The organism is Streptomyces sp. NBC_00631 (assembly GCF_045206895.1).
Taxonomy (GTDB): domain Bacteria; phylum Actinomycetota; class Actinomycetes; order Streptomycetales; family Streptomycetaceae; genus Streptomyces.
Genome location: NZ_CP107734.1, coordinates 8,969,655 through 8,981,041, shown reverse-complemented (window position 1 = coordinate 8,981,041; position 11,387 = coordinate 8,969,655). Strand labels below are relative to the sequence as shown.

General features: G+C 69.4%; 8 protein-coding genes. 6 read left to right on the top strand and 2 right to left on the bottom strand.

The window, feature by feature from the left end:
• Window positions 1-63: 63 nt before the first annotated feature.
• The gene (locus tag OHB00_RS40855) at window positions 64-1,311 is read left to right on the top strand and encodes an NADH:flavin oxidoreductase/NADH oxidase family protein (protein ID WP_406442667.1); all 1,248 of its coding nucleotides are present in this window, start codon (window positions 64-66) and stop codon (window positions 1,309-1,311) included.
• 255 nt (window positions 1,312-1,566) lie between these two features.
• Here the strand turns inward: OHB00_RS40855 and OHB00_RS40850 are convergent, their stop codons facing one another.
• Complete coding sequence (locus OHB00_RS40850; RefSeq protein ID WP_406442665.1) at window positions 1,567-2,076, bottom strand: winged helix-turn-helix transcriptional regulator; 510 nt, start codon at window positions 2,074-2,076, stop codon at window positions 1,567-1,569.
• 156 nt (window positions 2,077-2,232) lie between these two features.
• Between OHB00_RS40850 and OHB00_RS40845 the strand changes: the two genes are divergently transcribed.
• The 4 genes from OHB00_RS40845 (at window position 2,233) to OHB00_RS40830 (ending at window position 8,939) form a co-directional block, all read left to right on the top strand.
• Entirely contained in the window at window positions 2,233-3,246 is a 1,014-nt protein-coding gene (locus OHB00_RS40845; protein ID WP_406442663.1) for an NADP-dependent oxidoreductase, read from the top strand.
• Between the two features lie 780 nt (window positions 3,247-4,026).
• Window positions 4,027-4,938 (top strand): alpha/beta hydrolase, encoded by a 912-nt coding sequence (locus OHB00_RS40840; RefSeq protein ID WP_406442661.1) that lies wholly within the window; start codon window positions 4,027-4,029, stop codon window positions 4,936-4,938.
• Window positions 4,939-5,107: 169 nt separating this feature from the next.
• Window positions 5,108-6,997 (top strand): propionyl-CoA synthetase, encoded by a 1,890-nt coding sequence (locus tag OHB00_RS40835; RefSeq protein ID WP_406442659.1) that lies wholly within the window; start codon window positions 5,108-5,110, stop codon window positions 6,995-6,997.
• A gap of 307 nt (window positions 6,998-7,304) precedes the next feature.
• Window positions 7,305-8,939: an IS200/IS605 family accessory protein TnpB-related protein gene (locus OHB00_RS40830; RefSeq protein ID WP_406442657.1), complete on the top strand. Its 1,635-nt coding sequence runs from the start codon at window positions 7,305-7,307 to the stop codon at window positions 8,937-8,939.
• On the opposite strand, the gene OHB00_RS40825 is transcribed toward OHB00_RS40830, so the two are convergent.
• A complete protein-coding gene (locus OHB00_RS40825) occupies window positions 8,919-9,266 on the bottom strand; it encodes a hypothetical protein (protein WP_406442656.1) in 348 nt (115 codons plus the stop codon). The two genes, OHB00_RS40830 and OHB00_RS40825, sit on opposite strands and share 21 nt — an antisense overlap.
• 6 nt (window positions 9,267-9,272) lie before the next feature.
• Between OHB00_RS40825 and OHB00_RS40820 the strand changes: the two genes are divergently transcribed.
• Entirely contained in the window at window positions 9,273-11,150 is a 1,878-nt protein-coding gene (locus tag OHB00_RS40820) for a SpoIIE family protein phosphatase (RefSeq protein ID WP_406442654.1), read from the top strand.
• Window positions 11,151-11,387 lie beyond the last annotated feature (237 nt).

Sequence of the window (11,387 nt, the reverse complement as noted above, 5' to 3'; positions counted from 1 at the left end):
CACCGCCGACGAACCGGCCCCAGGCAGCCCTGGCTGGCGCCGACCACACCGAAGAAGGCCCCGATGAACACGCTGGACACCCCCCTCACTCTCCCCAACGGCCAGAAACTGACCAACCGCCTGATGAAGTCGGCGCTCAGCGAGTCGCTCGGGGACAAGAGCAACGCCCCCGACGAGCGCCTGGGCCGTCTGTACTCCACATGGAGCCGAGGCGGCTACGGCCTGATGATCACCGGCAACGTCATGGTCGATCGCGCACAGCTCGGTGAACCGGGCAACATCGTCATCGAGGACGAGCGTGATCTCGACGCGCTCTCGCGCTGGGCCAAGTCGGCCCAGGACTCGGGCGGTGCGATCTGGGCACAGCTCAACCACCCCGGCCGCCAGGCCAATCCCTTGGCACTCGGACACACACCGGTGGCACCCAGCCCGATCCCGACGAAACTGCCCGGAGCCACGACGCCGCGCGAACTGCGACCGGCCGAGATCGAGGAGATCATCGAGCGCTTCGCCACGGCCGCGGCCGTGTGCGAGACAGCCGGCTTCAACGGCGTACAGGTGCAAGCAGCCCACGGGTATCTCATCTCGCAGTTCCTGTCGCCGCTGTCGAACCGGCGCGACGACGGCTGGGGCGGCGATCCCGAGCGGCGGATGCGTTTCGCTCTCGAGGTCGTCCGCCGCATCCGCGGCCGCGTCCGGCCCGGCTTCGCGGTGGGCGTCAAACTCAACTCGGCGGACTTCCAGCGGGGCGGATTCACCGAGGACGAGTCCCAGGCCGTGCTGGCCGCGCTCGCCCACGAAGGCGTCGACCTCATCGAGGTCAGCGGCGGTAGTTACGAGTCCATGGCGATGAGCGGCTCGGCGGCCCCCAGCACCAGGGCACGCGAGGCGTACTTCCTGGAATACGCCCGCACCGTTCGCAAGGTGGTGGGCGACATCCCACTCGCCGTCACAGGCGGATTCCGCACCCGCGATGCCATGCAGCGAGCCGTGCAGGCCGGCGAATGCGACGTGGTCGGCATCGGCCGGCCGGCGATCACCACCCCGGACGCGGCCCGGCTCATCCTCGAAGGGCAGGCCGAGACACTCACGGCACACCAGGCGCGCTACGGCATGAGAACCCTGCTGGGCAAATTCACCGACCTCAAGGTCCTGGACGGGGTACTGGACATCAGCTGGCACACCGACCAGATACATCGCCTCGGTAACGGCCTGCACCCCGACCTGAACCGCGGCAGCCTTGCCGCCACCATCGCGATGGTGCGGCGAAACGGCCGCACCTCGTTCCGCGCCAGGCGAGGCGGGTCGTGAATCGCTGCGGCCGCAACGGTCGGAGCCCCCGCTGAGCCCCTCGGGGTTCAGGCAACAGACTGCGCCGGCCGACGGAGCATCTCGCCGTCGGCTCCGACAACGGCGCCTGCCTGTCACCTGAACCCCGCTGAGACCGACGCGACCTCACCGATCCACGATGACGGTCGTGCCGCCTCCACCAGACCCGGGCCAGACGCAGCGAGCACATCTCGGCAGACTGAGCCCACCACGAGCCCCCGGCGCAACCGCGCTCAGTCACTCGGCGGGCCTCATCCGAAATGCCGGGCCGGGGATGCTCTCGATGTCTTCCGCCTGCACGGCGTGGCCCCGTTCACAGCGGATCTGGGCGTCGACGTGCGCACCGCATCCACGGTGCCGTGCCAGCATGGCCGGGCCCTCCGGGTCGGCGCGGTAACGGTCACCCCACTGCAGGAGGCCCATCACAGCCGGGACCAGGTCCATGCCCTTGGGGGTGATCACGTACTTCGGCCGGCTCCGCGAGCCCGGCTCCCTGTAGGCCTCGGTGGCCAGGATCCCTTCCTCCACCAGCATCTTGAGCCGCGCCGCCAGGAGGTTGCGAGGACAGCCCAGGACGCGTTCGAACTCACTGAAACGGGACGAGCCGTACCAGACCTCGCGCAGGATCAGGATCGTCCACTTCTCCCCCACGACCTCAAGGGTCCGGGCGATCGAGCAGTTCGAAATGTCCCGGTCCAGACGGGGGTCCTTGCCGGCGTCCTGAAGAGTTTCGGTCCTCGCATCCATGCAGCGATACTAACCTCTCCTGAGTTTACTTTTCCATACCCAGCCAGTAGCGTCATGACCAGCAGCTCTCCCGGCCGCACGCGAGAAACGGGCGCGCAGGGGACCTGCCCGAAGAGTCATCGACCACGGAAACACGCACGCAGAAAGGCGGCCGACATGAAGGCCTTCGTCGTCGAGAAGTACGGCAAGGACGGCGCGCGCGCCACGGAGGTGCCCGAGCCCGCCGTCGGGGACCGGGACGTCCTGGTCAGAGTGAGCGCCGCCAGCATCAACCCGCTGGACAAGATGGTCCGCAACGGGGAGTTCAAGCAGCTCCTGAAGTACAAGACCCCATTCGTGCTCGGCCACGACGTGGCCGGCGTCGTGATCCGGGTCGGCTCCGCCGTACACGGTCTCAAAGTCGGCGACGAGGTCTACGCCCGCCCGCGCGACCTGCGGATCGGAGGCTTCGCGGAGTTCATCGCGATGGACATGGACGATGTCGCGCCCAAGCCGGCCTCCCTCACCCTCGAAGAGGCAGCCGCAGTGCCGCTGGTGGCCCTGGCCGCCTGGCAGATCCTCGTCGACCGTGCCCACGTGAAGCCGGGCCAGAAGGTGCTCATCCACGCCGGTGCCGGCGGCCTCGGCTCGACGGTCATCCAGCTCGCCAAGCACCTCGGTGCCACCGTGGCGACGACCACGAACACCGACACCGAGAAACTGGCCAGGAGCCTCGGTGCCGACGTCGTCGTCGACTACACCAAGGAGGACTTCTCGCAGGTGCTGTCCGGCTACGACCTGGTGCTGGACTCCCTGGGCGGGGCGAACCTCGAGAAGTCGCTGACCGTGCTGAAGCCCGGCGGCCTGGCCATCAGTGTCGTCGGCCCGCCGGACGCCGCCTTCGCCAAGCAGCTCGGCGCCCCCTCCTTCCTGGGCCTGGTCATGAACACGCTCAGCCGCAAGATCCGCAAGCAGGCCAAGGCGCTGGGCGTGCGCTACCAGTTCTTCTTCATGCAGGCCGACGGCTCCCAGCTGCGCAAGCTCGGCGCCCTCTACGACAGCGGGAAGCTCCGCCCGGTCATCGACAGCACCTTCCCGTTCGACCGGACAATCGAGGCGATGGCGCACGTCGAGCAGGGCCGCACCAAGGCCGGCAAGGTCGTGGTGTCGATGGTGCCCGGCAACGACTGAGACGCGGCCGGCCACAGACCCTCCGTTCCGGCGCGGTCACCGGAGGGGGCGATACATCGCGAAGAGCCGCAGCTGTGGACGTTCGGTGCCATTCCGCACGCCGTATGCTCGCGGCACAGCACGCCGCGCAACTCCAGACGGCCGCGCAGACTGTGCCCGGCCGCGCCAAACAATCCGGCAGACCTTTCCCGGTTACCACTCGGTCCAGAACGCGGCAACCGCGACGAACGGTCGCATGCTATCGCCGTGGTCGACGAGATCGGACGCGGCCAGACACGCTTGCACCGACGGCGTACCGGCTGTCGTGGACAGCATCCGCCCGCATGGCTCCCGAGGGTCCGCTCGCGGTAAGCGCGAGGGCGCTCCGGATTCCTCCCGGCCCCGTCAAACGTCTGCCGCGGCAGTCTGCGGGGCCCGGCGCTCTCTCTCGTTGACGCGCGCGCCCCTCTTGCACGACCGGCCCCTTGCGCAAGGCGATGTCCTGCTCACCAGCACAGTAAGCACTCGCGCGGGAGGCGCAGTACCAGACCTCGCGCAGGACAAGGTTCGTCCTCGCCGCGCCCACGATCTCAGGGGCCCGGGCGATCGAGCCGTTCGACGTTTCCCCGGTCGAGACGGGGCCCATCCCGACGCCCTGAAGAGCCTCCTCGCGTCCATGGGTGTGACTCCAACCTCACCTGAGTTTACTTTCCAATACCCAGCCAGTAGCGTCATGGCCATCACATCGGCCCGGCTGCCGCGAGCACCCGGTACGGCACCCGCCTGAGAAGGAGCCCCACCATGGGAGTAAGCCCAGAGGCACACGAGTTCGCGCAGTTCCTCGCGAGTGTGAGCGCGAAGTCGGCGACACCCGGCCTCGATCTGGCCGTCATCCGTGACATCGTCGACTCGAACCACAAGGCGTCGACCGAGCCGGAAGGCGTCACCTACGCCGAGGTGGACGCGAACGGCGTCCCCGCCCTGTGGGCCATCCCCGAAGGCGCCGACCCCGACCGGGCCCTGCTCCACTTCCACTTCGGCGGATCCGTCACCGCCTCCATGCACTCCGACCGCAAGGCCGCCGGCCACATCGCCAAGGCAGCCGGAGCCCGCTCGCTCGTCGTGGACTTCCGCCTGGCGCCCGAACATCCCCACCCGGCGCAGCTCGACGACGCCGAGACGGCCTACCGGTGGCTGCTCTCGCAGGGCTACGAGCCGCGGAACATCGGCAGCACCGGCCACTCGATCGGCGGCACCCTGGCGGTGATGCTGCCGCTGCGCCTGCTCGCCAAGGGGGAACCGACCCCGGGCGCGATCGTCAGCGTCTCCCCGTGGACCGACCTCACCATCCGGAACGCGTCGGTGGACGAGAACGAGGACAACGACAAGATGCTCAGCAGGGGCACGCTCGAACTCTTCCGGGGAGCCTGGCTGCAGGAGCCCGGAGTGGACTTCGCCGACCCGCAGATCAGCCTCGTGAACGCCGATCTGACCGGCCTGCCGCCCACGACCGTCCACTACGGTGAGTACGAGACCCTCGCCGACGACGGCGCCCAGCTCGGCCGCCGACTCGCGGAATTCAAGGTCACCTCCGAAGTCCACCCGCTGCCCGAAGGCCAGCACTCGTTCGTCCTCGGCGCCGGTCGGGTACCCGAGGTGGATCAGGCAATCCAGCAGATGGGCCAGTGGCTCCGTAAGCACCTCGGCGCGTGAGCAGAAGCTGCACCTGACGGCCAGGCCGCCGCACCACCGACATTGCCGGTGACAGGTCGCCGATCTCCGGCATCCTGCTCCGCATACCGGCCGGCATGCGGTACTTGTGTCCGACACTGTTCCGCACGCAGCCCCACCACCGTCCCTCGATGCCACAAAGGAGTGCGCGATGGGAACATACGAGGATGTCTTCCGCGCCAGTACCGAGGACCGGGAGAGCTTCTGGCTGAAGGCGGCAGAGGGCATCGACTGGGATGTCACTCCGCGACGCGCCCTGAACTCCTCGGGCGCCCCGTTCTACCGCTGGTTTCCCGACGGACGGCTCAACGTCTGTTTCAACGCACTCGACCGGCACGTCGAAGCCGGCCGGGGCGAACAGCCCGCACTCGTCTACGACTCCCCCGTGACAGGCACCCGCCGCACCTACACCTACGCGCAGCTGAGGCACGAGGTGGCGGCCTTCGCCGGAGCGCTCGCACAGCTCGGCGTGGGGCACGGCGACCGTGTGGTGATCTACATGCCGATGGTCCCCGAAGCCGTGGTCGCGATGCTGGCCTGCGCACGGATCGGCGCGGTCCACTCGGTCGTCTTCGGCGGCTTCGCCCCGCACGAACTCGCCCTACGCATCGACGACGCCGCCCCCAAAGTGGTGGTTTCCGCCTCCTGCGGCATCGAGGGCAAGCGTGTCATCGCATACAAGCCCCTGCTCGACCGGGCGATCGAACTCGCTGCCCACAAGCCCCAGAAGAGCGTGATCCTGCAACGCCCCCAGGAGCGGGCCGAGTTGGGGTCCGACGATCTCGACTGGGCCGATCTGGTCGCCGCCGCCGCGCCGGCCGACTGCATTCCCGTCCCCGCCACCGATCCCCTCTACATCCTCTACACGTCCGGAACGACCGGAAAACCCAAGGGAGTCGTACGCGACTGCGGCGGCTACGCGGTCGCCCTCCACTGGTCGATGGGCGCCGTCTACGACGTGGGCCCCGGCGAGACGATGTTCACCGGCTCCGACGTGGGCTGGGTCGTCGGGCACTCGTACATCGTCTACGGTCCGCTCCTGGCCGGCGCCACCACCGTGCTGTACGAGGGCAAGCCGGTCGGCACCCCGGACGCCGGCCAGTTCTGGCGCGTGGCAGCCGAGTACCGGGTCAAGACCATGTTCACGGCGCCCACCGCCTTCCGCGCGATCCGCAAGGAGGATCCGAAGGGCACGCTCACCGCGGGCTACGACCTCTCCGGCCTGCGTTATCTCTTCCTCGCCGGCGAGCGCCTCGACCCCGAGACCTATCACTGGGCGAGCGGCCTGCTGGGTGTGCCGGTGATCGACCACTGGTGGCAGACCGAGACCGGCTGGCCCATCGTCGCCAACCCGGTCGGAATCGAGGCCGCGCCCGTCAAGCCCGGCTCCCCCACCCGCCCGCTGCCCGGATGGGACGTCCGCGTCCTCGACCCCACCGGGCAGCCCGTGCCACCCGGCGTCGACGGCGCGATCGTCGTCAAGCTCCCCCTGCCACCCGGCGCGCTGCCCACCCTCTGGAACGACGACGCCCGCTACATCGCCTCCTACCTGTCCGCCTACGACGGCTACTACCTCACCGGCGACAGCGGACACATCGACCAGGACGGCTACGTCTTCGTCATGGGCCGCACCGACGACGTCATCAACGTCGCCGGACACCGCCTGTCCACCGGCAGCATGGAAGAGGCCCTGGCCACCCACCCCGACGTCGCCGAATGCGCCGTCATCGGCGTCGCCGACGCCCTCAAGGGACAGGTGCCGCGCGGCCTCGTCGTCCTCAAGGCGGGCACCACCCGCGAACCGTCCGAGGTCGAGGCCGAACTCGTCCAACTCGTCCGCGAGCGGATCGGCGCCGTCGCCTCCCTCAAGGACGTCACGGTCGTCGCCGCCCTGCCCAAGACCCGCTCGGGCAAGATCCTGCGCAGGACGATGCGCGGCATCGCCGACGGCCGTGACGAACCCATCCCCTCCACGGTGGACGACCCCAGCGTCATCGAAACCCTGCGCCCCGTTCTCCGCCGCGCCGGCCACACACCGTGAACGCCCGGCTCTCGGCCCGGACGGCGTCAGCGCGTCCACCGGACTGGCCTCGGCACGGCTCGTCGACAGGCTGGGGGTTGGAACTGCTGCCGGTTTGCTGAGCATGAGTGACTTCTGGTGAGCGTGAGTGAGTGCCGGGGCTGGATGCGGTTGTTCCGCTGGCGTCAGGGCTCCACCGGCCTGGGCTGTGCTGTGGTCCTTCGCACTCGGCAGGGGAACGGGAGTTCTCAGGTCGAATGAGTGACCTTTGCGGGGGCGGCTCGTTGACTTCGGTGACGGGGATCTTCGGCCGGACGGGGGTGAACGGGTGAGCGCGCTGCGGGAGGTGGCGGCGTCGTTCGTGGTGCCGGGCCCGGCCGGGGTGGCGATCCGGGACCGGCTGCGGGTGTCGGAGTCGGACGCGGCGGTGCTCGCCGAGGTCGGGGTGTTCCTGGGGTCGCTGGCCGCCGGTCATCTCGCGGAACGCTCCCGGCAGGGTCTGGCACATGATGCGGCGGGGTGGGCGGCGCGCAAGCGGGCGCTGACGGGGAGGTCGTCGGCGCGCTGGGCGGGCAGCATCACCAAGGCCACCCACGACCAGTGGGCGCTGGCCCGCCGCGGCCAGGCCGCCCATCTGGGCTGGCTGCGCGGGCAGATCGCCTCCATCGAGGCGCGGCTGGCCCGGCCGCTGGGCGCCAAGGCTGACAGGCGGGAGGGGCTGGTGCGCGGGTATGCCTCGCGGGGCGAGTGGCATGCCAAGTCCCGCCGCCTGCACGGCCTGAAGGACCGCCTCGCGGTGGTGGAGGCGGATCGGGCGGCGGGCCGGGTGCGGGTGGTGCGCGGCGGCAAGCGCCTCGCCAACACCCGTCACCACCTTGAGGCGGCCGGACTGGACGAGCAGGCGTGGCGTCGGCGGTGGCGGGCGGAGCGGATGTTCCTGGCCGCCGACGGGGAGTCCGGCAAGCGGTTCGGTAACGAGACGATCCGCATCACTGACACCGGCCGGCTCTCGGTCAGGCTCCCGGCCCCGCTGGTCCACCTGGCCAACGCCCCGCACGGCCGCTACCTCCTCGACGCGACCGTGGCGTTCCGCCATCGCGGACAGGAGTGGCGTGACCGGGTCACCGCGGACCGGGCGGTGGCCTACCGCATCCACCACGACACGGAACGTGGCCGCTGGTATGTGACCGCGTCCTGGCAGCGGGCCGCCGCCCCCGTCCTGTCGCTTCAGGCGGCGCTGGCGCGGGGGGTGGTGGGGGTGGACATGAACGACGACCACCTGGCCGCCTGGCAGTTGGATGTGCACGGCAACCCGGTCGGCGAACCACAACGGTTCTTCTACGACCTCACCGGCACCGCCGGGCATCGGGACGCGCAGATCCGGCACGCCCTGACCCGGCTGCTGCACCACACCCGCCGGTGCGGGGCCGCCGCGATCGCCATCGAAGACCTCGACTTCACCGACGGCACCAGCCGCGAGAAGCACGGCCGCAGCAAACGCTTCCGCCGCCTCATCTCACGTTTCCCCACCGCGAAGCTCAGGGCCCGGCTGGTGTCAATGGCCGCCGAACAGAACGTGGCGGTCGTGGCGGTGGACCCGGCGTACACCTCCCGTTGGGGCGCCCAGCACTGGCAGAAGCCGCTGACCACCCCACGACGCACAACGTCCCGGCACGATGCAGCGAGCATCGCGGTCGGGAGACGCGCCCTCGGGCACCCGATCAGGCGACGGACGGCACCGCCCCCGCATCACCAGAGTGATGGTGCGGGGCATCGGACCGCCCAGGCCCGACCGGACACCCGCAGGCGTGAGGAAGCCCGCCCCCACATTCCCGGACCGCGCACCAGATGCGCGCCGCCCGGTAGTGGAGCGAAAGCGGGCGACCAGGGTGCCCAACACCGTTCGGGGCACCCGGCTGGGCAAGAGTCCTGGCAACAGGACTCACTCCCGCTCAGTCTTTAGGAACGGTACATTTCCAGTGTGGGAGCCAATACCCACGCCTTCCTCAGCGACCTCGCTCGAGGGCTCGCCCCCCGAGCGGATCACGTGGTCGACGTGGTGCTGCAACGCTTGCGCGGCGAACTTCCTGAGGTTTGGGAGTACGAGGACATCGCCGCTCTGCCGCCTGTGGCGTTGTCCGAACACGTCGCCGCCGTTCTGGACTTCCTCGAGCGCGACCTTGACATGACCGAGGTCGGGACGCCACCCGCCGCCATCGAGTTCGCCTGCCGACTCGCCGAGCACAGGGTGCCGATAAGTCAGCTTCTTCGCATCTATCGGCTCGTCCACGCGGGTGTGCTTCATGAGCTCTACACGGAGACAGCCCGTGTCACCACGTCCCAGGAGCTGGTCAACGCGACGACGGTCACGCTGAGCGCGATCGGCTTCGAGTACGTTGATCGCACGGCGGAACAGGCTGTCGCGGCGTACCAGAGGGAACGCGACCGCCGACTGCAGCGGCGGCTGATCATGATCAACGAGGCCGGGAGGCGGATCGGGACCACCCTGGACACCATCCGCACCGCCCAGGAACTGGCGGACGTCGGTGCCGACCACTTCGCAGACCTCGTCACCGTCGACCTGCTGTCCTCCGCCCTCCAGGAGGAGAGCACGTACTCGGAAGCCGGTCCCCCGACGCTCCGCCGAATCGCCCAGGCGGGCTCGGACGGCTGTCCGGACCCGGAAATCGTCACAGGGCAGACGAGCGCTTATCCGGAAGGCTCGGAGCCGGCTCGCGTACTGGCCAGCGGACAGCCTCTCCGGTTCAGCATCACCGCGGACGGCATCCCCGCATGGCTTGCGACGTCGGCGGACCCCGAACCGGCCCTGCGCGCTTTGGGCCCGCGCTCTCTGCTCCTGGTCCCGCTGTGGGCCCACGGAAGCCCGCTGGGACTCGCGCAGTTCGTCCGGCGTCACACGGCGGACCCCTTCGACGACGACGAGCTCCTGCTGGCCCAGGAGATCGTGTCCAGAGCAGCGGTGAACATCGACAACGCCCGTCGCTACACCCAGGAGCGTTCCACCGCGCTCACCCTCCAACGCAGCCTGCTGCCGCAGCACGTGCCGGAGGATTCCGCCGTCGAGTCGGCATCGCGCTACCTGCCCAGCGGATCCAGAGCGGGCGTGGGCGGTGACTGGTTCGACGTGATACCGCTCTCCGGTGCCCGCGTCGCCCTCGTCGTGGGCGATGTGATCGGTCATGGCCTCCATGCCGCGGCCACCATGGGTCGGCTGCGGACGGCCGTCCGCACTCTCGCGGACATCGACCTGCCACCCGACGAGCTGCTGACACACCTTGATGACGTGGTCATCCGCATGCAGCGCGAGGAGGAACGGGGTACGGACGAGATCAGCGCCACCTGCCTGTACGCGGTCTACGACCCTGTCTCCCGTGTGCGCTCCCTGGCCAGTGCCGGACACCTTCCGCCGGCCGTCGTGACTCCCCCGACCACCGACGACAACGCCACCGCGGCCCACCCGGACGACGTCCCGGAGCTGCCGGTCGGGCCGCCCCTGGGCCTGGGCGGCCTCCCCTTCGAAACCACCCAGTTCGAACTGCCACAAGGCAGTCGGCTGGTGTTGTACACCGACGGCCTCGTCCAGAGCCGCTCTCGCGACGTCGAGACCGCCCTCGCGCTGCTGCGCGACGTGCTCGCCCGAGCACCGGCGTCGCTCGAGGAGACCTGCGACGAACTGCTCTCCGCGCTGCTGCCCAGCCGTCCCGCGGACGACGTCGCCCTCCTTGTGGCACGAACAGGGGTGCTCGACGCCGACCACGTCGCCACATGGGATCTCCCCAGCGACCCGGCAGTGGTCTCGAAGGCCCGCGTCCAGGCAGCCGATCAGCTGGCCGCCTGGAGTCTGGACGAGATGGCCTTTCCCACAGAGCTGGTCGTCAGCGAACTGGTCACGAACGCCATCCGCCACGGCAAGAGCCCCATCCGACTGCGGATGATCCTTCAGTCCGCGCTGACGTGCGAAGTTTCCGACGCCAGCAGCACCGCCCCGCACCTGCGCCGCGCCCGGGACTTCGACGAGGGCGGTCGCGGCTTGTTCCTGGTCTCCCAGCTCACCCAACGCTGGGGCACTCGCCACGGCCGCGAAGGCAAGGTCATCTGGGCGGAGCAGCTGATTCCAGCATCCCCTGCCGAAGTCCCGTCCGCTCTGCGGTGAGAAGCTGCTGTCTTTCCGGGGTTGAGGACTGCATTTCCACTGGTCAGGTATGGGGGCGACGGTTCAGTCGCGGTGACGAACCGTCGAGTTGTCGTTCCGGTGGAGGCCGGAGATGCCGTCGGTTGTGGGACTGCTGGAACAGCGCGAGTGCGCCGCTCGCCGTCGTGTGGATGAACTGCGGGAGAAGGCTGATCAATTCCAGGCCGAGCTGGCCGCGGTCGAGCGGGATGAAAACGA

Excerpts from the sequence above, each read along its gene's own strand:
- OHB00_RS40855 (WP_406442667.1), top strand. The coding sequence starts at position 64 with ATGAACACGCTGGACACCCCCCTCACTCTCCCCAACGGCCAGAAACTG.
- OHB00_RS40840 (WP_406442661.1), top strand. The coding sequence starts at position 4,027 with ATGGGAGTAAGCCCAGAGGCACACGAGTTCGCGCAGTTCCTCGCGAGT.
- OHB00_RS40845 (WP_406442663.1), top strand. The coding sequence starts at position 2,233 with ATGAAGGCCTTCGTCGTCGAGAAGTACGGCAAGGACGGCGCGCGCGCC.
- OHB00_RS40850 (WP_406442665.1), bottom strand. The coding sequence starts at position 2,076 with ATGGATGCGAGGACCGAAACTCTTCAGGACGCCGGCAAGGACCCCCGT.
- OHB00_RS40835 (WP_406442659.1), top strand. The coding sequence starts at position 5,108 with ATGGGAACATACGAGGATGTCTTCCGCGCCAGTACCGAGGACCGGGAG.